The organism is Mesorhizobium sp. M0751, assembly GCF_040320265.1.
Taxonomy (GTDB): Bacteria; Pseudomonadota; Alphaproteobacteria; order Rhizobiales; family Rhizobiaceae; genus Mesorhizobium.
In genome coordinates, this window is record NZ_JAMYPH010000021.1 from 79,924 (window position 1) to 103,581 (window position 23,658).

Annotated in this window: 25 protein-coding genes; 15 read left to right on the plus strand and 10 right to left on the minus strand. The window is 63.5% G+C overall.

Going from position 1 to position 23,658, the window contains the following annotated elements; all coding sequences use genetic code 11:
• The first annotated feature begins 14 nt into the window (after nucleotides 1–14).
• On the plus strand, nucleotides 15–1,058 hold the full coding sequence (locus NKI19_RS26595; RefSeq protein WP_352567346.1) for a DUF2332 domain-containing protein: 1,044 nt from the start codon (nucleotides 15–17) through the stop codon (nucleotides 1,056–1,058).
• A gap of 16 nt (nucleotides 1,059–1,074) precedes the next feature.
• On the opposite strand, the gene NKI19_RS26600 is transcribed toward NKI19_RS26595, so the two are convergent.
• A complete protein-coding gene (locus NKI19_RS26600) occupies nucleotides 1,075–1,242 on the minus strand; it encodes a hypothetical protein (protein ID WP_023721879.1) in 168 nt (55 codons plus the stop codon).
• A 264-nt stretch (nucleotides 1,243–1,506) separates the two neighbouring features.
• On the opposite strand from NKI19_RS26600, the gene NKI19_RS26605 reads away from it, so the two are divergent.
• Together NKI19_RS26605 and NKI19_RS26610 are read left to right on the plus strand one after the other, a co-directional pair.
• Nucleotides 1,507–2,424, plus strand: a complete 918-nt coding sequence (locus NKI19_RS26605) for an SMP-30/gluconolactonase/LRE family protein (protein WP_352567348.1) — start codon at nucleotides 1,507–1,509, stop codon at nucleotides 2,422–2,424.
• Between the two features lie 32 nt (nucleotides 2,425–2,456).
• The gene (locus NKI19_RS26610) at nucleotides 2,457–2,666 is read left to right on the plus strand and encodes a tautomerase family protein (RefSeq protein WP_254817859.1); all 210 of its coding nucleotides are present in this window, start codon (nucleotides 2,457–2,459) and stop codon (nucleotides 2,664–2,666) included.
• Between the two features lie 282 nt (nucleotides 2,667–2,948).
• On the opposite strand, the gene NKI19_RS26615 is transcribed toward NKI19_RS26610, so the two are convergent.
• The 8 genes from NKI19_RS26615 to NKI19_RS26650 form a co-directional block, all read right to left on the minus strand.
• Nucleotides 2,949–3,482, minus strand: a complete 534-nt coding sequence (locus NKI19_RS26615) for an NADPH-dependent FMN reductase (protein WP_352567362.1) — start codon at nucleotides 3,480–3,482, stop codon at nucleotides 2,949–2,951.
• 40 nt (nucleotides 3,483–3,522) lie between these two features.
• On the minus strand, nucleotides 3,523–4,143 hold the full coding sequence (locus NKI19_RS26620) for a pyridoxamine 5'-phosphate oxidase family protein (RefSeq protein WP_352567350.1): 621 nt from the start codon (nucleotides 4,141–4,143) through the stop codon (nucleotides 3,523–3,525).
• 82 nt (nucleotides 4,144–4,225) lie between these two features.
• Nucleotides 4,226–4,891 (minus strand): septation protein A, encoded by a 666-nt coding sequence (locus NKI19_RS26625; protein ID WP_352567364.1) that lies wholly within the window; start codon nucleotides 4,889–4,891, stop codon nucleotides 4,226–4,228.
• 60 nt (nucleotides 4,892–4,951) lie between these two features.
• Nucleotides 4,952–6,718 (minus strand): signal recognition particle-docking protein FtsY, encoded by a 1,767-nt coding sequence (gene ftsY, locus NKI19_RS26630; protein WP_352567352.1) that lies wholly within the window; start codon nucleotides 6,716–6,718, stop codon nucleotides 4,952–4,954.
• 11 nt (nucleotides 6,719–6,729) lie between these two features.
• On the minus strand, nucleotides 6,730–8,031 hold the full coding sequence (gene mtaB / locus NKI19_RS26635) for a tRNA (N(6)-L-threonylcarbamoyladenosine(37)-C(2))-methylthiotransferase MtaB (RefSeq protein WP_352567354.1): 1,302 nt from the start codon (nucleotides 8,029–8,031) through the stop codon (nucleotides 6,730–6,732).
• Nucleotides 8,031–8,915 (minus strand): diaminopimelate epimerase, encoded by an 885-nt coding sequence (gene dapF, locus NKI19_RS26640; protein ID WP_352567356.1) that lies wholly within the window; start codon nucleotides 8,913–8,915, stop codon nucleotides 8,031–8,033. The genes mtaB and dapF overlap by 1 nt, the downstream gene beginning before the upstream one ends.
• A 282-nt stretch (nucleotides 8,916–9,197) precedes the next feature.
• Nucleotides 9,198–9,359 carry a DUF1328 family protein gene (locus NKI19_RS26645; protein ID WP_031195454.1) on the minus strand — a complete coding sequence of 54 codons (162 nt, stop codon included), beginning with the start codon at nucleotides 9,357–9,359 and terminating at the stop codon, nucleotides 9,198–9,200.
• Nucleotides 9,360–9,423: 64 nt separating this feature from the next.
• The gene (locus NKI19_RS26650) at nucleotides 9,424–10,434 is read right to left on the minus strand and encodes an MBL fold metallo-hydrolase (RefSeq protein ID WP_352567358.1); all 1,011 of its coding nucleotides are present in this window, start codon (nucleotides 10,432–10,434) and stop codon (nucleotides 9,424–9,426) included.
• Between the two features lie 303 nt (nucleotides 10,435–10,737).
• Between NKI19_RS26650 and NKI19_RS26655 the strand changes: the two genes are divergently transcribed.
• On the plus strand, nucleotides 10,738–11,277 hold the full coding sequence (locus NKI19_RS26655) for a protease inhibitor Inh/omp19 family protein (RefSeq protein ID WP_352493197.1): 540 nt from the start codon (nucleotides 10,738–10,740) through the stop codon (nucleotides 11,275–11,277).
• A gap of 144 nt (nucleotides 11,278–11,421) precedes the next feature.
• Nucleotides 11,422–12,624, plus strand: a complete 1,203-nt coding sequence (gene zapE, locus NKI19_RS26660; protein ID WP_352493198.1) for a cell division protein ZapE — start codon at nucleotides 11,422–11,424, stop codon at nucleotides 12,622–12,624.
• Between the two features lie 31 nt (nucleotides 12,625–12,655).
• Here the strand turns inward: zapE and NKI19_RS26665 are convergent, their stop codons facing one another.
• Complete coding sequence (locus tag NKI19_RS26665) at nucleotides 12,656–13,084, minus strand: GNAT family N-acetyltransferase (protein ID WP_352493199.1); 429 nt, start codon at nucleotides 13,082–13,084, stop codon at nucleotides 12,656–12,658.
• Nucleotides 13,085–13,316: 232 nt separating this feature from the next.
• Between NKI19_RS26665 and mdh the strand changes: the two genes are divergently transcribed.
• The 10 genes from mdh to NKI19_RS26715 all read left to right on the plus strand — a co-directional run bounded on the left by mdh (nucleotide 13,317) and on the right by NKI19_RS26715 (nucleotide 23,642).
• Entirely contained in the window at nucleotides 13,317–14,285 is a 969-nt protein-coding gene (gene mdh, locus NKI19_RS26670) for a malate dehydrogenase (protein ID WP_292660644.1), read from the plus strand.
• Nucleotides 14,286–14,326: 41 nt separating this feature from the next.
• Nucleotides 14,327–15,520, plus strand: coding sequence for an ADP-forming succinate--CoA ligase subunit beta (gene sucC, locus NKI19_RS26675; protein ID WP_352493200.1), 1,194 nt, complete (start codon nucleotides 14,327–14,329; stop codon nucleotides 15,518–15,520).
• Between the two features lie 10 nt (nucleotides 15,521–15,530).
• The gene (locus NKI19_RS26680; protein WP_352493201.1) at nucleotides 15,531–16,085 is read left to right on the plus strand and encodes a hypothetical protein; all 555 of its coding nucleotides are present in this window, start codon (nucleotides 15,531–15,533) and stop codon (nucleotides 16,083–16,085) included.
• A gap of 4 nt (nucleotides 16,086–16,089) precedes the next feature.
• The gene (locus NKI19_RS26685; RefSeq protein WP_352493202.1) at nucleotides 16,090–16,461 is read left to right on the plus strand and encodes a cupin domain-containing protein; all 372 of its coding nucleotides are present in this window, start codon (nucleotides 16,090–16,092) and stop codon (nucleotides 16,459–16,461) included.
• Nucleotides 16,462–16,463: 2 nt separating this feature from the next.
• Nucleotides 16,464–16,961, plus strand: coding sequence for a DUF1579 family protein (locus tag NKI19_RS26690; RefSeq protein WP_352493203.1), 498 nt, complete (start codon nucleotides 16,464–16,466; stop codon nucleotides 16,959–16,961).
• A 12-nt stretch (nucleotides 16,962–16,973) separates the two neighbouring features.
• Nucleotides 16,974–17,876 carry a succinate--CoA ligase subunit alpha gene (gene sucD / locus NKI19_RS26695; RefSeq protein ID WP_352493204.1) on the plus strand — a complete coding sequence of 301 codons (903 nt, stop codon included), beginning with the start codon at nucleotides 16,974–16,976 and terminating at the stop codon, nucleotides 17,874–17,876.
• Between the two features lie 150 nt (nucleotides 17,877–18,026).
• The gene (locus NKI19_RS26700) at nucleotides 18,027–21,014 is read left to right on the plus strand and encodes a 2-oxoglutarate dehydrogenase E1 component (protein WP_352493205.1); all 2,988 of its coding nucleotides are present in this window, start codon (nucleotides 18,027–18,029) and stop codon (nucleotides 21,012–21,014) included.
• A gap of 29 nt (nucleotides 21,015–21,043) precedes the next feature.
• The gene (odhB, locus tag NKI19_RS26705; RefSeq protein WP_352493206.1) at nucleotides 21,044–22,339 is read left to right on the plus strand and encodes a 2-oxoglutarate dehydrogenase complex dihydrolipoyllysine-residue succinyltransferase; all 1,296 of its coding nucleotides are present in this window, start codon (nucleotides 21,044–21,046) and stop codon (nucleotides 22,337–22,339) included.
• A gap of 41 nt (nucleotides 22,340–22,380) precedes the next feature.
• Nucleotides 22,381–22,890: a hypothetical protein gene (locus NKI19_RS26710; RefSeq protein WP_352493216.1), complete on the plus strand. Its 510-nt coding sequence runs from the start codon at nucleotides 22,381–22,383 to the stop codon at nucleotides 22,888–22,890.
• Nucleotides 22,887–23,642, plus strand: coding sequence for an SDR family oxidoreductase (locus NKI19_RS26715; RefSeq protein ID WP_352493207.1), 756 nt, complete (start codon nucleotides 22,887–22,889; stop codon nucleotides 23,640–23,642). The genes NKI19_RS26710 and NKI19_RS26715 overlap by 4 nt, the downstream gene beginning before the upstream one ends.
• Nucleotides 23,643–23,658: the final 16 nt, after the last annotated feature.

Sequence of the window (23,658 nt, forward strand, 5' to 3'; positions counted from 1 at the left end):
GACCGGAAAACGCGATGGACGAACGAGACATCCGCGATCATTTTCTGGCTCAGGCGAAAGGCTGCGATGGACTTGGCTCGCCGTTCACCGCGAATTTATGCCGTGCGATGGCCAAGGTTCTCGACGCAAACACCAAGACCGGGCAGGCGGTGCTCGGCTGGCCGGGCGACGCGCGCGCCGACGCCCTCGCATTGCGGCTCTGCGGCGCGCTGCATGCGTTGGTCCTGACCGGTGTCGATGAACGACTGGCACTGATCTATCCGCCCAACCAGACAAGCGAAGATGAGATCGCGGCGGTGCTGCCGGAAGCAATTACGCGATCCGACGAGCGGATCGTCGCTGGCCTCGCCGGCGCCCCGCAGACGAATGAGATCGCCCGGTCGGCGATGCTGCTGCCAGGATTTCTGACGGTCGCGCGCGAAACCGGTTTGCCGCTGGATCTGTGTGAGATCGGCGCCAGCGCTGGGCTCAATCTCCTGTTCGACAGCTTTCACTATCGCTATGGCGATGCCGAGTGGGGCGACCAGGCCTCCCCCGTCCGGTTGGCGCCGGAGGTACGCGGCCTCGCTGTTCCGCTTGGTGGAGCGATCAACGTCCGCCATCGCGCCGGCTGCGACATCGCGCCGGTGAACGTCGCCGACGCAGCGGCGCGGTTACGGCTTCGGTCTTACGTCTGGGCCGATCAGGCAGCGCGGCTGGCCCGGCTCGACGCCGCGCTGTCACTTGCCGAGAAATTTCCGCCGCTGCTTGTCAAAGCGGATGCAGCGGAGTTTGTCGAGAGGGCACTGGCCGTAGGGCAGCAGGGCAGCGCCTTCGTGCTCTATCATTCGATCATGTGGCAGTACCTGCCGCGGGCGACCAAGGATGCCATCATCGCTACGCTGGAGCAGGCGGGCAGACAGGCCACGGCCGCTGCGCCTATCGCAAGGCTGAGGATGGAACCGCGCGATCCCACAAACAATTGGGCGGTACTCAGCCTCACTCTGTGGCCCGGCGGCGAGACGCGCCGTCTGGCCCATTGCGATTACCACGGCCGCTGGATCGAATGGATCGGCTGAGCCGATCGCGTTCGCCTCAGCCGTAGATCTGCTTGTGAACCTGATAGAGCATTTCGCTGCGGTCGGCGCGCATGTCGGCGAGGTCGCGGCTGCTGAAGCTGTCGATTTCGGCGACGAGGCGGTTGTAATGCCGGCGCTTGGCGATGCTGGCGCGAGCGCGGCTCATGAGGCTGTCGATGATCATAGCGAGTTTCCTTTTGCGCCGCATTTCGCGGCCAGTTGTTCCTCCCTTGATCGATACGGAGCATGACATAGTTATGGTGCGTTGCAAAAATAAGATGTTGCAATGCACCATTGCGCTGGGCGCATAGCCGGTTAACGGGATGTGACCCTGCCGTCCGGGCCGGCATTCGCTTCCATAACGCTTCTGACGCATCATCGATCTTGCCATATCGATCGTGGGCTGGCTTGATCGCGGCTTGCCAAGCGATTGCTACCGGGAGGAACCATGGCCAGCGAATTCTACGAAGTTCTCGATCCGCGCTTTTCGCGGCTATTCAACGGCAATGCACAGGTCAACAGGCTGTTTACCGGCTGCCGATGGGCGGAAGGACCGGCCTGGTTTGCGGCCGGGCGCTATGTGGTCTGGTCCGACATCCCGAACAATCGCATGCTGCGTTACGACGAGACCGACGGCAGCGTCAGCGTGTTCCGTCAGCCGTCCGGCAATTCCAACGGCAACACCGTCGACCGGCAAGGCCGGCTGGTCACTTGCGAACATTCCGGCCGCCGCGTCAGTCGCACCGAGCATGACGGGTCGGTCGTCACCATCGCCGACAAATGGCGCGGCAAGCGGCTGAACTCGCCCAATGACGCCGTGGTCAAGTCCGACGGGTCGATCTGGTTCACCGATCCGAGCTACGGCATCGATACCGATTACGAGGGCGACAAGGCCGAAAGCGAGATCGGCGCCTGCCATGTCTACCGGGTCGATCCCGGCACCGGCGAGACCGAGGCGGTGATCACCGACATGGTCAGGCCCAACGGGCTCGCCTTCTCGTTCGACGAGAGCAAGCTCTATGTCGCCGACACCGGCCGCACGCATGGTGCACAGAACCCGGCGCACATCCGGGTGTTCAATGTCGGCCAGGGCGGCAAGAAGGTCTCAGGCGAAAAGGTCTTTGCCGACTGCACCGCCGGCCTGTTCGACGGTTTCAGGCTGGATGCGGACGGCCGCATCTGGACCAGCGCCGCCGACGGCATCCATTGCTACGATCCCGACGGGACGCTGATCGGCAAGGTCAAGGTGCCGGAAGTCGTTGCCAATTGCGTGTTCGGCGGCAACAAGCTGAACTGCCTCTACATCGCCGGCACGACCTCGCTTTACATGGTCCGGCTCATGGTCAACGGCGCCAAAACATTTTGAGCGGCCGCCAAGCATATGCAAGGGAGGGAACCATGCCATTCGTGAATATCCGCCTGGTCAAGGAGGTGATTGCCGATGACCCGGCCGGCAAAAAGGCCGCGATCGCCGCCCAGGTGACGGCGGCCATCACCGGCGTCACCGGCCTGACCAACAATGATGTCTGGGTGGTCTTCGAGGAGGTCGCTGCACGCGACTGGTTCGTCGGCGAGACCGACGTCGAGACGCGGAGGGGCAAGGGATAGTTCACGGCACAGATGGGCCGCAGCCCCTAGCGTCGTCATCCCAGGGCGGAGCAGGAGCGAAGCTCCGTCGCGGAGACCCTGGGATCCATGCCGTGACCTACCAGTAGAACGGCGGTGCGATTCTGTTGTGCAGCGCGCCGGTGTAATGTCCAACGTCAGGCCTCTGGCGGCCTTCCCGAACCGCTGCATCTCCGACGAATGTCACGGCATGGATCCTAGGGTCTGCGCCGCGTCGCTTCGCTCCTTGCTCCGCCCTAGGATGACGAAAGTACGGTCCGGCGTTCACCGCGAGCGGATGAACTCCGCGAAGGCGGATAGGGCATCGCGCATTGTCTGCCTACTTGCCGGTTCCGCCAGGATTTCCTCCACCTCCGGCGGTCTCTTGCCGAGCAGCGCTATTTCGAGTGCTGCCTCCTCATAGAGCGCAAAAGACATTGTCCGCATGACCTCGGCCAGTGCGGCGCGGGCAAACAGCGAGCGCGGCGAGGCGTGGACCAGCATGGCCGGCTTGCCGACGGCTGCATCGCGCGACACCAGCCAGTCGAGCGCGTTCTTCAGGCCGCCTGGCACACCGTGGGCATATTCCGGGCAGGAGACGATGACGCCGTCAGCGGCGGTGACCGCGTCGATCAGCGCCGCTGCTTGCGGCGGCGTCCGCTCGCCTTCATCGTCGGGGTTGAAAATCGGCAGCCGGCCAAGCCCGTCATAGGCGGCGACGTGACAGTCCGGCGGCGCGTTTTGCGCGAGTGCTGCGACCAGGGCCGAATTGGTCGAGGCGGCGCGCAGGCTGCCGGAGATGGCGAGGATGTTGAGCAAAGGAATGGAGACCGGCCTGGGCGATTCGTTGCCGGGCACACTACCACATGGCCTTCCTGTATTCCTCGTCCAACCAGCGGTCGGTCGTCTCGGCCGAATCGGCGAGCGCCAGCTGGTCGCGCAGGATCTGGCCGAGCGTTGGCAGCGTCGCGCGGTCGTACCAGCTCTCCGGCTTCCACAGTTCGGAGCGCATGAAGGCCTTGGCGCAATACATGTAGGCAGCCTTGACCGTCACCACGACGACGCTTTGCGGTGCCTTGCCGTCGACCGCCAGCCGCTCACGCAATGCCGCATCGACGGTGATGCGGGCATCGCCATTGACACGCAGCGTTTCGTTCATGCCGGGAATGAGGAAGAGCAGCCCGACCGAGGGATTGAGAAGGATGTTTTCAAGCGTGTCGAGCCGGTTGTTGCCGGGCCGGTCGGGGATGGCGATGGTCTTCTCGTCGAGCACTGTTACGAAGCCCGGCCTGTCGCCCTTGGGCGTCACATCGGCATTGCCGGCGCCGTCGGACGAGCCGATCAGCACGAAGGGGCTCTTGCCGATGAAGGAACGGCAGTGGCCGTCCAATGCCTTCAGCTCCTTGCGGATCGAGCCGTCGGTCGGCCGAGGCGTCTTGTAGACCGTCCTCAACTCGTCGCGCGTGGCGATGAATTCCATGCCCCTCTCCTCTTATTCTGACGCAATTACGTTCTGACGTAATTACGGACGGAAAACCGCTACACACTTTCCTGGAATTGCTCTATTTGCCGGCCTTCTCTTCCTTGCCGGCCTTGTCGTCGAGCGAATGGCGCAGGATCAACGGCATTTGGCTCAAGGTGAAGACAAGGGTAATGGGAATCGTGCCCCAGACCTTGAAATAAAGCCAGGCTTCCTCAGAAAAGTTGCGCCACACAACCTCGTTCAGGGCAGCCAGAAAAAGGAAGAAGAGCCCCCATCGGAAAGTGAGCTTGCGCCAGCCTTCGGCGTCGAGATTGAAGGCGGAATCAAAGACATAGCCCAACAGCGATCTGCCAAACGCCAACCCGCCAAGTAGCGTGATGCCGAACAGGCTGTTGATGATTGTCGGCTTCATGAAAGCGAAGGTCTTGTCCTGCAGCCACAGCGCCAGCGCGCCAAACACAAACACGACGATGGCCGAGACCAACGGCATGATCGGCCAGCTGCGCGTCAAAATCCACGAAACGCTGAGCGACAGCGCCGTCGCCACCATGAAGAACGCTGTGGCAATCAGGATAGGCTCGCCGATATGGCCGAGGATCGGAAACTTCCCGACAAGCCACGCGCCGCGGATGGTGGTGAAAAAGAACACCAGACCAGGCCCGAGTTCGAGCAGGAATTTCAGGCCGGGGTTCAACGCCTTGCGGCGCGGATCGGACGGGTCGCCTTCGAGGATGGGTGGGTTCATAGCGTCCTTCTTACGCATGATCCAATCCAAAAAGCCTCCAACTTTTCGGGATCATGCTCGTCAAGCCACGCCAGCGATCGCCCTGGCGAATTCGCTTGCGGAAAAGGGTTCGAGGTCGTCGACCTGTTCGCCGACGCCGATGAAATAGACCGGCAATTTGTGCTTTGCCGCGATCCCCACCAGAATACCGCCGCGCGCCGTGCCGTCCAGCTTGGTCATCACCAGGCCATTGACACCGGCGACATTGCGGAAGATCTCGACCTGGTTGAGCGCGTTCTGGCCGGTGGTGGCATCGACCGTCTGCAGCACGGTGTGCGGCGCTTCCGGATCGAGCTTGCCCAGCACCCGGACGATCTTTTCCAGCTCCGCCATCAGCTCGGTCTTGTTCTGCAGCCGCCCGGCGGTGTCGATGATCAGCACGTCGGAGCCGGCCTCCTTCGCGCGCTCGAAGGCGTCATAGGCGAGGCCGGCGGCATCGGCGCCGAGCTTCGAGGCAATGACCGGCGAGTTGGTACGCTCGCCCCAGATCTTCAGCTGCTCGATCGCGGCGGCGCGAAAGGTGTCGCCGGCGGCGAGCATCACCGAAAGGCCGCCATCGGTGAGCTTTGCCGCCAGCTTGCCGATGGTCGTGGTCTTGCCGGTGCCGTTGACGCCGACAACCAGGATGACATGCGGCTTATGGCTGAGGTCCAGCTCCAGCGGCATGGCGACATGGGTCAGCACCTTCTCCACCTCGGCCGCCATGATGGCGCGGACTTCGGTGTCGGAGACGTCCTTGCCGTAGCGGCTGGCGGAGAGCGCGTCGGTTACGCGCAAAGCCGTCTCCATGCCGAGATCGGCGCGGATCAGCACATCCTCCAGGTCCTGCAGCGTGTCCTCGTCGAGCTTGCGCTTGGTGAAGACGCCGGCGATGTTGCCCGACAACTCCCGGGAAGAGCGGGCAAGCCCGTCTCGCATGCGCTGGAACCAGGAACGCCTCGGCGCCGGTTCGGGCGCCTTCTGCGGCTCGGCCTTCTGCTCGACCTTCTTGGTTACGGTCACCTTGCCGGGGGCGGGCTTTGGCTCTGGCGATGGTTGCGGAACGGCTTCTGGCTCGGGTGCGATCTCGGCGAGGACCGGCTTCGCCTCGACCGGCGCGGGCTGGCGGATCGGAGGCGGGATTTCGGCCGGTGGCGCTTCGGGCGCTGCGGGTGCTGGTGGCGTGACTTCGGCCGCGGGTGCCGCGTCTTGCAGAGGTTCGCGCTGCCCCTCACCCTTACCCTCTCCCCGTAAGAGACGGGGAGAGGGAGGCGTCAGCGTCGGAGCTTTTTCCTCGCCACTTTCAAAAGGAGGCTCGGCGTGACGATCAGCCCCCTTCTCCCCGTCACTGTACGGGGAGAAGGTGCCGGCAGGCGGATGAGGGGCAGCGCCAGCTTCCGTGGACAGAGGCTCGGGCTGAACGATCTCCGGCTGCTCCGGCTCAGGAACTGGCTCGGAAGCGACGGGTCCGGCTCGGATCTCCTCGGCTTCCTCAGCAGGCGTTTGCGGTTCCGGCTGGATCTCTGGCTCGGGTGGAATGGTCGGCGGTGGTTCGGGCTTCGGCTCTTCCGCGGGCGCCGGTTGCGGTGCCGGAGGCAACTCTGGTTCGACTGGCGGCGGAGCTGCGGCCTCGGCCTCGGGCCGCGGCTCTTCGCGTTTCAAAAACTCCGGGACGGCCTGCTCGGCGGCCGGCTTCAGCGCTTCCAGTTCATCCCATTTGATCGGCGGCAGCGGTGCGGCCTCGTCGGGCCGCTCCTCGACGACTTCCTTCTTACCGAACGAAAATATCTTCTTGAAAAACCCAGCCATGTCTTGCGCTCTCAGGCGGCGCGGGCGGCAAGCGGCGCGGCGATCAGTCTGATACCGTCATCGCCGGCGATATCAGCCTCGACGATGTCGCCCGGCGTGCCGGCAGAGACCGCGGCCAGCGTAAACCCTTCGGTGCGGCCGAGCCCGTCGCGCTCGACCAGGATAGACTGATGCGTTCCAGCGAGCGAGGCAAGATGGCGGCGATAGGCGGCCTCGCCGGCGGCGCGCAGGCGTGCCGCGCGTTGCTTGACGACGTCGCGGCGGAGCTGCGGCATGCGCGCGGCGGGCGTGCCCTGGCGCGGCGAAAACGGGAAGACGTGGAGATGCGTCAGGCCGCATTCCTCGACGATCTCCAGCGAATTTTCGAACATGGCGTCCGTCTCGGTCGGGAAGCCGGCGATGATGTCGGCGCCGAAAACAATGCCCGGGCGCAGTTTGCGCACATCCTCGCAAAAGCGGATCGACTGGTCGCGGCTGTGCCGGCGCTTCATCCGCTTCAGGATCATGTCGTCGCCCGATTGCAGCGACAGATGCAGATGCGGCATCAGCTTCGGCTCGGTGGCTATAGCGTCCAGCAGATCGTCGTCGGCCTCGATCGAATCGATGGAGGAAAGCCGCAGGCGTTTCACATCTGGCACCTGCTTCAGGATGGTCTTGACCAATTTGCCGAGCTTCGGTGCGCCCGGCAGATCGGCGCCGAAACTCGTCATGTCGACGCCGGTCAGCACGATCTCGGCATAACCATTGCCGACGAGTCGCTTGACCTGCTCGACCACGGCGCCCATCGGCACCGAGCGCGAATTGCCGCGACCGTAAGGAATGATGCAGAAGGTGCAGCGGTGGTCGCAGCCGTTCTGCACCTGGACAAAAGCGCGTGCCCGGCCCTCGATGGCGTCGACCATGTGGGCGGCCGTTTCGCGCACCGAAAAAATATCGTTAACGCGCGCCTTCTCAGTGTCGTTGACGCCGAAATCCGGCAGCGCGCGATAGGAATGCGCCCTGAGCTTCTCCTCATTGCCGAGGACGAGATCGACCTCGTCCATGGCGACGAAATCCTGCGGGCCGGTCTGCGCGGCGCAGCCGGTGACGATGATGCGGGCGGCCGGGTTCTCACGGCGGGCTTTTCTGATCGACTGCTTGGCCTGGCGCACCGCCTCGCCGGTGACGGCGCAGGTGTTGAAGATGATGGCGCCGCCTTCGAGGCCGCCGAGGCCCGCACTTTCGGCTTCGCGTCGCATCACCTCGGATTCATAGGTGTTCAGCCGGCAGCCGAAGGTGACGACCTCGATACCCTTGTTACCAGAAGGAGCCATCAGGCGGCGCTTTCGGTGTCGCGCGCCCACGCCCCGGTCGACGGATCGAAGCTGCCGGAAAATTCCCATTCGGCGGCACCGGTGAGGATGACGTGGTCGTCGTCGCGCCACAGGACATGCAGCAAGCCGCCGCCGGGCGTCATCAGCGTGACGCTGCGGCCGGTGCGCCGGGTGCGGGCCGCAGCGACCACGGCAGCGCACGCGGCCGAGCCGCAGGCCTTGGTCAGGCCGGCGCCGCGCTCCCAGGTGCGGATGGCCATGGTCTCCGGCGAAGTCACCTGCGCGATGGTGATGTTGGCGCGCTCGGGGAAGATCGGGTGGTTTTCGAGCAGCGGGCCGAAGCGCTCGAGCTCGTAGGACCAGACGTCGCGGTCGACCCAGAAGATAGCGTGCGGATTGCCCATCGAGACGACCGAAGGCGAATGCAGTACCGGCGCATCGATCGGGCCGATCTGCAGTTCGATCATGCGGGTATCGCGAAACTCCTCGGCCAGCGGGATGTCCTGCCAGCCGAAGCGCGGCTTGCCCATGTCGACCGAGATCGTTCCGTCGGCATGTTCCTCGGCATTGAGGATGCCGGCGACTGTTTCAAAAGCAAATGTCTTCTCGCCGGTCTCGGCGGCGAGCGCCTGGACGACACAGCGCATGCCGTTGCCGCAGGCTTGCGCGCTGGTTCCGTCGGAATTCAAGATGTCGATAAAAAAGGCGGTGCCCGGCGTCCTGGGGTCGTGGATCGCCATGATCTGGTCGAACCTGGTCGCCGCATCGGCATTAAGCGCGATGGCTGCCGCAGGCGTCACGCGATCGGCACGGCCGCGCATATCGGCAACGATGATTTCGTTGCCGATGCCGTTCATCTTGGCGAAAGGGGCCGCGCTTGCCATCGATCGAAAGGTCTCTTGCCGGTTTGGCGCCTATATGGCGGATAGCGGCAGAAATTACCAGCGCGGCTTAAGCTGTGTCGATATTCAGGTGATGCCGGCCTGCGAATGGCAGTTCCCTGCGCTTCCGGCCTTCGCCGGCCGAAGCACTCATGAGCGGTCGTGGCAGTTAAGGCTACGGCCGGCGTAGGCCGGTGCTCACGTACCCAAAAGTACGCTCCGCTCCGGTTCTCGGAAACCACAATTCTCGGCGCGGCCTGACCTGAATCTCAACACACCTTAGTTTCACGTCACCGCGAAGACGCCAAGCACGATCAGCAGGAAGATGATCAGCACGATACCGATGAGGATGCGTGCGCCGGTAGCGGCGGCTCCGGCCAGTGCCGGCATGCCGAGCAGGCTCGCCGCGGCCGCGATAATCAAAAGAATGATGATCCACCTGATCATGAGAGACACCTCGCAGCCGACAGAACACCTACAAACGTCTATGTGATGCTTAGGTTCCGCCGGGCTAGACCTCCGGCACGTCCCAGACCTCGCCCGGCCGCAAGGCGCGAAAACGTTGCCGCGGCAGGCCGGCAGCATCGAGCGCTTCGCCGAGCTTTCTGGGCGGCTCGTCGATCGGCTCGTTGGTGAGCCGGAACGTGCCCCAGTGACAGCCGGCGGCATAGGAAGCGTTGCACAACAGCATGCCTTGCACCGCCTCCTCCGGATCCTGGTGATGCGGCGCCATGAACCAGCGCGGCTCGTAGGCGCCGATCGGCAGGATGGCGAGGCGGAAGCCGCCGTGCTTTTGCGCCATCAGCCGATAGTTGATGCCGCCGTGGAAGCCGGTATCGCCGGCGAAACAGATCTTTGCGCCGGGTGTCTCGACGACGAAACCCGCCCACAGCGCCATGCGCCGGTCGCGGGTACCGCGGGCCGACCAGTGGTGCACCGGCTCGACATGGACGGTGACGCCATCGCCGATATCGACCCGGTCGCCCCAGTCATGCGCCGAAAGCCGCATACGGGGCACGGCAGCGCCGATGATCGTGTCGTTGCCGAGCGGCGTCAGCAGCAGCGGGTCGTGTCTTGTCTTCAGGCGCTTCAGGGTGGCGAGGTCGAGATGGTCGTAATGGTTGTGGCTGACCAGCACGAGGTCGATGGGCGGCAAATGCGAAAAGGCGATGCCCGGTGGATTGACGCGTCTCGGACCGGCGAAGGAGAGCGGCGAGACGCGTCGCGACCAGACCGGGTCGGTCAGGATGTTCAGGCCGGCTGTCTGGACGAGCAGCGAGGAATGACCGACCATGGTGAGGCGCAGCGTAGAACCATCGATGCGCTCGACCGGTCTTGCCGGTGGAAACGGGCTCGGATCCGCCGCCGGCCATTTCGAGCGTTCGCGGCTCAATTGCCATTTCAACAGATCGGCAAAGCGACCCGGCGGCCGCCCGTCGGGATTGAAGAACAAGGTGCCGTCGAAATGATCGCTGGTCGGCCCGCTGTAATAGCGGTTGGCGGCTCTCTTTCTCGCGGCCAAGAAATCGGCTCCCTGCAGTTGCTGATCGCCAAGAGATAATGCCGGCGCCGGCCCGCACAAGCATTTGAGGTGACCGCCAGGGATCTGGCGCCAGCGCGCCGTATCGCATCAACCAGAGGTGCCGGCCAAACGGCCAAGGCGTAACGCAATTCAGGCAATGCGCATTTTGCGACAAATTTGCAACATTAGCGGCGCAAACCGTATTTTAACCATATCGGGTTGAAATTTCGCCACCTTCTCCATCTTGGTGAGGGGGACATTGCGCGGACGGCATTCCCAGCCGGATCCGACGGAGGTTGAAGAATGAAATTTTCGAAAACCGGCCTGCTGGCCGTATCGTTGGCCGCGCTCGTTGCGAGCGGCTGTTCAACCTCACGGTTCACATCAATGGACGAGCAGCAGCCGGCGCCGCTGGAAGCTGCGCCCGCCGGCAAGGTGACCGCAAACCAGCTGCCGCCGCCGGCAACACCCGGCCCGGCCGATCCGTCGAAATTTCCGACCGCGCCGCAGAACACCCAGGTCGCCTCGCTGCCGCCCGACGGGACGGCGCCGGCCGGTGCGGCCGACCTCACCGCGTCCAGCGTCGCCGGCGTGTGGAAGGCAAGCGTGTCCGGCCAGAGCTGTCAGGTGGCGACGCCGCAGACCAAATTCGGGTCGGGCTACCGCGCCGGACCGCTGCATTGCCCGGCGCCGCTCGACGGCATCAAATCCTGGAACGTCGCCGGCAAACAGCTGACGCTCTATGACGAGAACGGCGGCACGCTGGCACGGCTTTATTCCTCGGGCGGCGAGAAATTCGACGGCCAGACTTCCAACGGCCTGCCGATCTCGCTTACAAGGTAAGAGAACGGCCCCCATTGTTACGCAATTCCGGACGGAAAACCGCTACACACTTTTCTTGGGATTGCTCTCTTTTGTTTTTTACGCAATTCCGGACAGAAAACCGTTACACACTTTTCTTGGGATTGCTCCGGAACGACGTGACCGATGCATCTGCGTGACGGCCTCCAGACCCATGCGACCGTCAAGCAGCGCTACGACCATCTGGTCGAGACGGGCGCCATCGGGCGCGATCCGGCGCAGGAGCGGATCGCCGCTGCGCTCGACCGGCTGATCGACGAAATATCGGCAAAGCGGCTGGCGCAGAAATCAAGCGCGCTGGGGTGGCTGTTCGCCCGCAAGCGCGAGGTGCACGAGGCGGTCAAGGGCCTCTATATCCATGGCGGCGTCGGCCGCGGCAAGACCATGCTGATGGACATGTTTTTCGAGCTGCTGCCGGTGCGGCGCAAGCGCCGGGTGCATTTCAACGACTTCATGGCCGACGTGCAGGACCGCATCCAGAAGCACCGGCAGGCTCGCAAAAACGGCACGGCCAAGGAGGACGACCCGATCCCGCCGGTGGCGCGCGCGCTGGCCGAGCAAGCCTGGGTGCTGTGCTTCGACGAGTTCTCCGTCACCGACATCGCCGATGCGATGATCCTGTCCAGGTTGTTTTCGGCGTTGTTTGCCAATGGCGTGGTGCTGGTCGCCACCTCCAATGTCGCGTCGCAGGATCTCTACCGCGACGGTCTGAACCGCCAGTTGTTCTTGCCGTTTGTCGCTATCCTGGAGCGCCACGCGCAGGTGCTGGCGCTTGACGCCGACAAGGATTACCGCCTCGACAAGCTTAGCCGCATGCCGGTCTACGTCACCCCGGCCGATGCCGCCGCCGACCATGCGCTCGACGACGCGTGGGCGGTGATGACGCATGGCAGGCCGACGGCCGAGACGATGCTGACGGTGAAGGGCCGGCACGTCGTGGTGCCGCGTGCTGCCGGCGAGGCGGCGCGGTTTTCGTTCGCCGATCTCTGCGAGAGGCCGCTCGGCGCCCGCGACTATCTTGCCATTGCCAGCCGTTTCTCGACCATCTTCATCGACCATGTGCCGGTGCTCGGCGAAGGCAAGCGCAACGAAGCCAAGCGCTTCATCCTGCTGGTCGATACGCTCTACGATCATCATGTACGGCTGGTGATGAGCGCCGCGGCACCGCCGGCGCAGCTCTATACGGCCAAGCGCGGCAACGAAGTCTTCGAGTTCGAGCGCACCGCATCGCGGCTGATCGAGATGCAGAGCCACGACTGGCTGGAGGACTGGGCGGAGAGGCAGAGGGCGCAGGGATCATCGGCGGAGGCACGGCAGGCTCAGGCGTGAGGGATAGTACAGAAGGGGGCGATGCCGGCGCCTATAATCGATAAACATACATGACGAACCCCTCCGCCGGCCCATGCGGCTCCTTCCGCGACTCGTAAAGTGCGTGAGCAGCGACATTGTCCGGCTCGGTGCCGACCCACGCCTCCTCACAGCCATGCTCGCGACCGAGTGCGAACATGGCGCCGAGCATCCTCGTCGCAATGCCCTGGCGTTGAAAGGCCGGCGCCACACCGACTTCGTCTATGTAGAGTTCGCTCACCTTGTCCGGGTGGCGGTGGACGACAGCTGCGCATTGGCCAACGACGATGCCGTCGGCGAGGGCCACGACCATGAAATGACCGGCCTCCATGAGATAGGCGGAGAGCCGATCCGGCCTGACCGGCTCGTCGAAGACTTCGTCGGCGACCCGCATCACAAGGGCGTCATCGCCAGGAAACAGCCTTCTGATTTCCAGTGCCATTGTGTAGAATTCCTCTAGTCGGCTTCAGAACTTTGACGTTTACGTAATTCCCGTTGTTTCTAACCGATTGAAATTACTCACTCCAAAATAATCGTTTGAATTTTTGTGCGGCCGGGGCTATTGCGTGCGGCGAATTTCGCGGTTCCGCAGCATTCCGGCCTCTTCCTCCGACGCCGTCATCAAATCGTCAAGGATTTGGGCGCCGTCATAGTCAAAGGGAAAACATCCTGACATGGCACGCAACAAGATAGCGCTCATCGGCTCGGGCATGATCGGCGGCACCCTCGCCCACATGGTCGGCCTCAAGGATCTCGGCGACGTCGTGCTGTTCGATATCGCCGAAGGCATCCCGCAAGGCAAGGGGCTGGACATCGCGCAGTCGTCGCCGGTCGATGGGTTCGACTCCAGGCTGACCGGCGTCAACGACTATGCCGGCATCGAGGGCGCCGACGTCTGCATCGTCACCGCCGGCGTGCCGCGCAAGCCCGGCATGAGCCGCGACGATCTTCTGGGCATCAATCTGAAGGTGATGGAGCAGGTCGGCGCCGGCCTCAAGAAATACGCGCCGAAAGCCTTCGTCATCTGCATCACCAATCCGCTCGACGCCATGGTCTGGGCGCTGCAGAAGTTTTCCGGCCTGCCCAAGAGCCATGTCGTCGGCATGGCCGGGGTGCTCGACAGTTCGCGCTTCCGTTATTTCCTGGCCGAGGAATTCAAGGTCTCGGTCGAGGATGTCACCGCCTTCGTGCTTGGCGGCCATGGCGATTCCATGGTGCCGATGATCCGCTATTCGACGGTTGCCGGCATCCCGCTGCCCGACCTCATCAAGATGGGCTGGACCTCGAAGGAGCGGCTCGACCAGATCGTGCAGCGTACCCGCGACGGCGGCGCCGAGATCGTCGGCCTGCTCAAGACGGGCTCTGCCTTCTATGCGCCGGCCGCCTCGGCCATCGCCATGGCCGAAGCCTATCTCAAGGACAAGAAGCGGGTGCTGCCCTGTGCGGCGTACCTCTCCGGCCAATATGGCGTCAAGAACACCTATGTCGGCGTTCCCGTGGTGATCGGCGCCGGCGGCGTCGAGCGGATCATCGAGATCGAGCTCGCGAAAAGCGAGCAGAAGATGTTCGACAGTTCGGTCGCCGCGGTGCAGGGCCTGTGCGACGCCTGCGTCAAGATCGCTCCGCATCTCGCGGCCAAGTAAGCCGGTAACCAAGCCCGCCAAGCAAGCTGGAGACATAGCGCATGAATATCCATGAATATCAGGGCAAGGCGCTGCTGAAAGGCTTTGGCGCACCCGTGGCCGAGGGCGTGCCGGTGTTCAAGGCGAGCGAGGCGGAAGCCGCCGCCAAGGCGCTGCCCGGCCCGCTCTATGTGGTCAAGAGCCAGATCCATGCCGGCGGCCGCGGCAAGGGCAAGTTCAAGGAGCTCGGCCCCGATGCCAAGGGCGGCGTCAGGCTGGCGAAGTCGGTAGCCGAGGTCGTCGCCAACGCCAAGGAGATGCTCGGCCATACGCTGGTCACCAAGCAGACCGGCCCGGCCGGCAAGCAGGTCAACCGGCTCTATATCGAGGACGGCGCCGACATCGAACGCGAGCTCTATCTGTCGATCCTGGTCGACCGCTCGGTCGGGCGCGTCGCCTTTGTCGTCTCGACCGAGGGCGGTATGGACATCGAGGCGGTCGCCCACGACACGCCGGAAAAGATCATCACCGTCGCCATCGACCCGGAAAAGGGCGTGACGGCCGACGATGTGAAGAAGCTCAACGCCGCACTGAGGCTCGACGGCGACGCCGCCAAGGATGGCGCGACCCTGTTTCCGATCCTCTACAAGGCATTTGTCGAGAAGGACATGAGCCTGCTCGAGGTCAATCCGCTGATCGTCATGAAGAGCGGCCGGCTGCGCGTGCTCGACGCAAAAGTGTCGTTCGACAACAACGCGCTGTTCCGTCACCCGGACGTGCTTGAATTGCGCGACACCACCGAAGAGGACGAGAAGGAGATCGAGGCGTCGAAATACGACCTCGCCTATGTCGCGCTCGACGGCAATATCGGCTGCATGGTCAACGGCGCCGGCCTCGCCATGGCAACGATGGACATCATCAAGCTTTATGGCGCCGAGCCGGCCAACTTCCTCGATGTCGGCGGCGGCGCGTCGAAAGAGAAGGTGACGGCGGCGTTCAAGATCATCACCAAGGATCCGGCGGTCAAGGGCATCCTGATCAACATCTTCGGTGGCATCATGAAGTGCGACATCATCGCCGAAGGCGTTATCGCCGCGGTCAAGGAGGTTGGCCTGCAAGTGCCGCTGGTGGTGCGGCTGGAAGGCACCAACGCCGAGCTCGGCAAGAAGATCATCAACGACAGCGGGCTGAACGTGGTGTCGGCCGATGACCTCGATGACGCAGCCAAGAAGATTGTCGCGGCGGTGAAGGGCTGAGGGGTAGCCGATGATCTCGCCTCAACTTCTGTGCGCAATTGTGTTCGGCTGCACGGCCGTTCCGTCGCATGCGGAAGAGATTGTGGATGCTGTTCTTCTCTACAAGAACATCTGCATCGCATCGAATGGGGATTTGCTGAAGGGCGAGCAGTTGGCCATTGCGAACGGATTTTCGATTGATCCGAGCGATTCAGGAAGAAGGGCTTACACTCGCGGCGGGGCAGACTTCTCGATGCCGTTTGTTACCTTCAAACCTGCAGGATCGGAAGCAAATCGATCTGCCATCGATATTTGCCAAGTGTTTGGAAGCACGGATCGGATGTCGGAATTCGATGCTTATGCTCAGTCGCAGGGTTTGAGGGAAATCCCTAAAGAAGAGATTTTAGGCGACTTTTCGGATCAGAATTACGTGCGAGCTTTCGTCAGCAACGAATGTACCGCGCCCAGAAACGGCAGCAAATGCTTTTTTGTCGAGGCACTCGGTGATCCACCGGTGAATGGCAGGTTCACCGGTGCTTTTCGTTTCGGGATCAATTCGCCGCATTCGATGTTGGAAGAGGAATAGGCCTGTGCCTCCGCGCAAGATCAATCTCGTCGAGGCGGCGGACGCGAAGATCGCCAAGGTGTTCGATCCGCACATTGCCGGCGACGTCAACGACAGCCAGGCCAAGGTTGCCAAGTTCGGCGAAGTCTTCGATTGGCACGCGCATGACAACGAGGACGAGGCCTTCCTGGTGCTGCGCGGCCGCATCGCCATCGATTTCCGCGACGGCACGGTGGAGCTTGGCAGCGGCGATTTCATCGTCGTGCCGCGCGCCGTCGAGCACCGTCCGCGCTCGCTGAGCGAAGAACCTGTCGTGCTGATGTTCGAGCCGGCGACGACGCTCAACACCGGCAATGCCAAGAGTGACCTCACCGTCACCGAGCTGAAGCGGCTCTGACCATGAACGCGGCACCGTTCTCCTCCCTCTCAGCCGATCACCAGCGCCTGCAGGCGCTGGTCGGTGCCTGGCGTGGCGAGGAGGAGATTTCGGGCACTCAGTGGGCCGACCCCGGCACGGCGGCTTCGGAAGTGCTGGCCGAGGCGCAATTCGGCGGCCTGTTCGTGGTGCAGCGCTATCGCCAGCGCCGCGACGGCACGGTTTCGTTCGGCTCGCACAATGTGTTCGGCTTCGATCAGCAGAACAGCCTCGTCACCATGCATCAGTTCGACTCGATGGGGTTCGTGCCGGCGTCGCCCGCCACCGGCGCTTGGAACGGCAGCGAATTGGTTCTGGATCGGTCGTCGCCGCGTGGCGCGGCGCGCGTGACGTATATTTTTGACGATGCCGACACCTACCTCATGCGACTGCATTTCAAACCTGCCGGCAGCGATAGCTGGCAAGACATGGTGAGCGGCGTCTACCGGCGCGTCTCGCCATCCTCGATCAACGGTTTTTAGAAAAGGACCACCATGTCCATTCTCGTCGACAAGAACACCAAGGTGCTGGTGCAGGGCCTGACCGGAAAGACCGGCACGTTCCACACCGAGCAGGCGCTGGCCTATCACGGCACAAATATGGTCGGCGGCATCCACCCCAAGAAGGGCGGCGAAGCCTGGACCGGCGCCAAGGGCGAGACGCTGCCGATCTTCGGCACGGTTGCCGAAGGCAAGGCCAAGACCGGCGCCAACGCTTCGGTCGTCTACGTGCCGCCGGCGGGTGCCGCCGAAGCGATCCTGGAAGCGATCGAGGCCGAGATCCCGCTGATCGTCTGCATCACCGAGGGCATACCGGTGATGGACATGATCAAGGTCAAGGCACGGCTCGACCGCTCGACATCGCGGTTGATTGGGCCGAACTGTCCCGGCGTGCTGACCCCGGACCAATGCAAGATCGGCATCATGCCCGGCAACATCTTCCGCAAGGGCTCGGTCGGCGTTGTTTCGCGCTCGGGAACGCTTACCTATGAGGCGGTGTTCCAGACCACCAATGTCGGCCTCGGCCAGACCACCGCCGTCGGCATCGGCGGCGATCCGGTCAAAGGCACGGAGTTCATCGACGTGCTGGAGATGTTCCTCGCCGACGACGAGACCAAGTCGATCATCATGATCGGTGAGATCGGCGGTTCGGCCGAGGAAGACGCCGCGCAGTTCCTCAAAGACGAGGCAAAGCGCGGCCGCAGCAAGCCGATGGCAGGCTTCATCGCCGGGCGCACCGCGCCGGCGGGCCGCACCATGGGCCATGCGGGCGCGGTCATCTCCGGCGGCAAGGGCGGCGCGGAAGACAAGATCGCGGCGATGGAATCGGCCGGCATCAAGGTGTCGCCGTCGCCGGCCCGGCTCGGCACGACGCTGGTCGAGGCGATCAAAGGATAAGGCAGTAAGGGAGTAGGGCAGTATGGCAGTAGGGGAATAGGAAGAACGGGACCGAGCGCGGCAACCGCCAGCTTTCCCTACCGCCTTACTCCCCTACTGCCCTACTCCCCTCCAAAAAACAGGAGACGGAGCGCGGCTCCGCGGACAAAAATGGCAAGACAAGATCAGGCCAACGACCAATTTTCGCTTACCTCTTTCCTCTATGGCGGCAATGCCGATTATATCGACGCGCTTTATGCCGCCTATGAGGACGATCCCGCTTCGGTCGATCCCGAATGGCAGGACTTCTTCGCGGCGCTGAAGGACGACGCCGGCGACGTGCGCAAGAATGCCAAGGGCGCCTCTTGGGCCAAGCCCTCATGGCCGATGCAGGCCAATGGCGAGTTGGTCTCGGCGCTGGACGGCAATTGGGGCCTGGTCGAAAAGCACATCGAAAAGAAGGTCAAGGACAGGGCGGTCGGCAACGGTGCAGCGCTTTCCGACGCCGACGTACATCAGGCGACGCGCGATTCCGTCCGAGCCATCATGATGATCCGCGCCTTCCGCATGCGCGGCCACCTGCACGCCAATCTCGATCCGCTCGGCATCGCCAAGCCGCTCGAGGATTATAACGAGCTGTCGCCGGAGAATTACGGCTTCACCGAAGCCGACTACGACCGGCCGATCTTCCTCGACAATGTGCTCGGGCTGGAATTCGGCACCATCCGGCAAATGCTCGATATCCTGACCCGGACCTATTGCTCGACGCTCGGCGTCGAATTCATGCATATTTCCGATCCCGAGGAGAAGGCCTGGATCCAGGCGCGCATCGAGGGCACCGACAAGGAGATCTCCTTCACCGCCGCCGGCAAGAAGGCGATCCTGCAGAAGCTGGTCGAGGCGGAAGGCTTCGAGCAGTTCATCGACGTCAAGTACAAGGGCACCAAGCGCTTCGGCCTCGATGGCGGCGAATCGCTGATCCCGGCGCTGGAGCAGATCATCAAGCGCGGCGGCCAGCTCGGCATGAAGGAGATCGTGCTCGGCATGGCGCATCGCGGCCGGCTGAACGTGCTGTCGCAGGTGATGGCCAAGCCGCACCGTGCCATTTTCCATGAGTTCAAGGGCGGGTCGGCCGCGCCCGACGAGGTCGAAGGCTCGGGCGACGTGAAGTACCATCTCGGTGCCTCGTCGGATCGCGAGTTCGACGGCAACAAGGTGCATCTGTCGCTGACTGCCAATCCTTCGCATCTGGAAATCGTAGACCCGGTGGTGATGGGTAAGGCGCGCGCCAAGCAGGACTATCTGTTCGGCCGCAGCCGCGAGGAGATCGTTCCGCTGGAAGAGCGCGCCAAGGTGCTGCCGCTGCTGCTGCATGGCGACGCCGCCTTTGCCGGCCAGGGCGTGATTGCCGAAATCCTCGGCCTGTCCGGCCTGCGCGGCCACCGCGTCGCCGGCACGCTGCATTTCATCATCAACAACCAGATCGGCTTCACCACCAACCCGCGCTTTTCGCGTTCGTCGCCCTATCCGTCCGACGTGGCCAAGATGATCGAGGCGCCGATCTTCCACGTCAATGGCGACGATCCGGAAGCCGTGGTCCATGCCACCAAGGTGGCGATCGAATTCCGCATGAAGTTCCACAAGCCTGTCGTGGTGGACATGTTCTGCTACCGCCGCTTCGGCCACAATGAGGGCGACGAGCCCGCCTTCACCCAGCCGATCATGTATCGCAAGATCCGCAACCAGAAGACGACGGTGCAGATCTATGCCGACCGGCTGATTTCCGAAGGCCATATCACCCAGGCCGAGTTCGAGAAGATGAAGGCCGATTGGCGGGCGCATCTCGAGCAGGAATTCGAGGTCGGCCAGCATTACAAGCCGAACAAGGCGGACTGGCTGGACGGCGCGTGGTCCGGCCTGCGCTCGGCCGACAATCAGGACGAACAGCGGCGCGGCAAGACCGCCGTTCCAGTCAAGACGCTGAAAGAGATCGGCAAGAGACTGACCGAGGTGCCGAAGGATTTCGAGGCGCACAGGACGATCATCCGCTTCCTCGACAACCGCCGTCAGGCGATCGAGTCCGGCGAAGGCATCGACTGGTCGACGGCCGAGGCGCTGGCCTTCGGCGCCATCCTGCTCGACGGCAATCCGATCCGGCTGTCCGGACAGGATTCGGAGCGCGGTACCTTCTCGCAGCGCCATTCCGTGCTCTACGACCAGCGCGACGAGACACGCTACATCCCGCTCAACAATCTGTCTGCGGCCCAGGCCGGTTTCGAGGTCATCAACTCGATGCTGTCGGAAGAGGCCGTGCTCGGCTTCGAATATGGCTACTCGCTGGCCGAGCCGAAGGCACTGACGCTGTGGGAAGCGCAGTTCGGCGACTTCGCCAACGGCGCCCAGGTGGTGTTCGACCAGTTCATCTCGTCGGGCGAGCGCAAATGGCTCAGAATGTCGGGCCTCGTCTGCCTGCTGCCGCACGGCTATGAAGGCCAGGGGCCGGAGCACTCGTCGGCCCGGCTCGAGCGCTTTCTGCAGCTTTGCGCCGAAGACAACATGCAGGTCGCCAACGTCACGACGCCGGCCAACTACTTCCACATCTTGCGCCGGCAATTGAAGCGGGACTTCCGCAAGCCGCTGATCCTGATGACGCCGAAGTCGCTGCTGCGCCACAAGCGGGCCGTGTCGACGCTGCCGGAGATGTCGGGCGAAAGCGCCTTTCACCGGCTGTTGTGGGACGATGCCCAGCTGCTGTCGGGCCAGGCCATCAAGCTCACCAAGGATTCGAAGATCCGCCGTGTCGTGCTCTGTTCGGGCAAGGTCTACTACGACCTCTACGAGGAGCGCGAGAAGCGCGGCATCAACGACATCTATTTGCTGCGCGTCGAGCAGCTCTATCCGTTCCCGGCCAAGGCGCTGATCACCGAACTGTCGCGCTTCCGCAATGCCGAGATGGTGTGGTGCCAGGAGGAGCCCAAGAACATGGGCGCCTGGTCGTTCATCGATCCGTATCTCGAATGGGTACTGGCGCATATCGACGCCAAGCATCAGCGGGTGCGCTATACCGGCCGGCCGGCCGCCGCTTCGCCGGCGACCGGATTGATGTCGAAGCATCTCGCCCAGCTTGCCGCGTTGCTCGACGACGCGCTTGGTGAATAGAACAGAACCGAAAGAAACGGACAGGCACAATGGCAACCGAAATCCGCGTCCCGACACTTGGTGAATCCGTCACCGAGGCGACCATCGGCAAATGGTTCAAGAAGGTCGGCGACGCGATCGCCGCCGATGAGCCGCTGGTCGAGCTCGAAACCGACAAGGTGACGGTGGAAGTGCCGGCCGCCGCCGCGGGCACGCTCGCCGAGATCGCCGTCAAGGAAGGCGAGACGGTCGGCGTCGGCGCACTGCTCGGCACGATTTCGGCAGGCGGAGCAGCCGATGCTGCCGCCGCCCCGGCAACGAAGCAGGAGGCGGTGTCGCAGGCCTCGGCTCCGACTGCGGCCTCGAGCGTCAAGCAGGCCGCTGCCGAGACGGCCAAGATCGCCGGCGACGCCGGCGCGATCGAGACACGCACCATGCCGCCGGCGCCGTCGGCGGCAAAGCTGCTGGCCGAGCACAATCTCGCGGTCGACCAGGTGTCGGGCTCGGGCAAGCGCGGCCAGGTGCTGAAAGGCGACGTGCTCGACCTGATCGCCAGGGGCGCGCCGTCGCAGCCGGCCGAAATGCCAAAGGCAGCGCCTGTACCGGCACCTGTCGCCGCGCGCGCGCCGTCCCCGGCCGACGATGCGTCGCGCGAGGAGCGCGTGCGCATGACCAAGCTGCGCCAGACCATCGCGCGCCGCCTCAAGGAAGCGCAATCGACCGCCGCCATGCTGACCACCTTCAACGAGGTCGACATGAGCGCGGTGATGGCGCTGAGGAGCAAATACAAGGACGTGTTCGAGAAGAAGCACGGCGTGAAGCTCGGCTTCATGGGCTTTTTCACCAAGGCGGTCACCCATGCGCTGAAGGAGATACCGTCGGTCAATGCCGAGATCGACGGCACCGACATCATCTTCAAGAACTACGCCCATATCGGCGTTGCCGTCGGCACCGAGAAAGGTCTCGTCGTGCCGGTTGTGCGCAATGCCGACCAGATGTCCATCGCCGAAATCGAAAAGGAAATCGGCAGGCTGGGGCTTGCGGCGCGCGACGGCAAGCTGTCGGTTGCGGATATGCAAGGCGGCACGTTCACGATTTCCAACGGTGGCGTTTACGGGTCGCTGATGTCGACGCCGATCCTCAATGCGCCGCAGTCGGGCATTTTGGGCATGCACAAGATCCAGGAGCGGCCGATGGTGGTCGGCGGGCAGATCGTCATCCGTCCGATGATGTATCTGGCGCTGTCCTACGACCACCGCATCGTCGACGGCAAGGAAGCGGTGACCTTCCTAGTGCGGGTCAAGGAAAGTCTGGAGGATCCTGAGCGGCTGGTGCTCGACCTCTAGGGGCGGCCCACGTGAGCCGGAGCATGGATCTGCGCCGTCGGATGAATTCCTCTCGTTTCCAGTCTGGATTGTTTGTCACGATCTGCGCGGTTGGCGTACAGGCGGTCTCCGCCGCCCTTGCCGCCTGCCCGCTCGAGCTCGCCGTCTATGGCGATCCCGAGAACGCCGCCGAGATCGATTTCAGGCCGACCGGCGAGTCGGCTGCCGTCAGCAACAGCTTCAAGATGGTGCTCGACAAGGGCGTCGTGCTCGACGGCATCGTCATGTGGACCGAGGGCGTGGCGCGGCCGCATGGCTCGCTGATGTACAAATGCCCGGCCGGCGACGTCACCGGCGACGAGCTCGCCGCCTGCACCGTGTGGGAGGGCGTCATCTACACTGCCGACGACCAGGGCAATATCGCGTTGCTGCCGGGCGAAGGAAAGGATGCGCCGAAGAAGCTGATTCTTCCCGATCTGGGAGCGTCGTTGCAGATGTCGGCGGCCTATGGCGCCAACGGCTTTTCCAAGGTGCCCTGGGACGTCTTTGCCCTGAAAGGATGTCAGGAATGAGCGCGAGCGGAAAAATCCTGCTGGTGACCGGCGGCAGCCGCGGCATCGGCGCCGCTACATGCAGGCTTGCCGCCAAGGCCGGCTATCGCATTGCGGTCAATTACGTGTCGAATGCAAAAGCAGCCGAAACGGTGGTCGCCGACATCGAGGCCGCTGGCGGAGAAGCCTTCGCTGTCAAGGGCGATGTCGGCAGCGAGAGGGACGTGTTGGCGATGTTTGAGGCTGTCGATGCCCGTTTCGGTCGGCTCGACGCGCTCGTCAACAATGCCGGCGTGGTCGACCAGAGCGCGCGCGTCGACGAGCTGAGCGCTGCAAGGCTGGAGCGCATGATGCGCATCAATGTGATCGCACCGATGCTTTGCGCCCGCGAGGCGGTGAAGCGGATGTCGACCAGGCATGGCGGCAAGGGCGGCGCGATCGTCAATGTTTCTTCGATCGCGGCAAGGCTTGGCGGGCCGGGCCAATATGTCGACTACGCCGCCTCGAAGGGCGCGCTCGATTCCTTCACCATCGGGCTTGCCCGCGAAGTGGCCGGCGAAGGCATTCGTGTCAATGCGGTCAGCCCGGGCATCATCGACACAGAAATTCATGCCTCCGGCGGGCAGCCGGATCGCGCCGAGAGAATGCGCAAGGTGGTGCCCATGCAGCGCGTCGGCACCGCCGAGGAAGTCGCAGCCGCAATTCTCTGGCTGCTGTCGGACGAGGCGTCCTACACAACAGGCGCCAATCTGGAAATCGGCGGCGGCCGCTAAAGCAAAAGGGACAGTA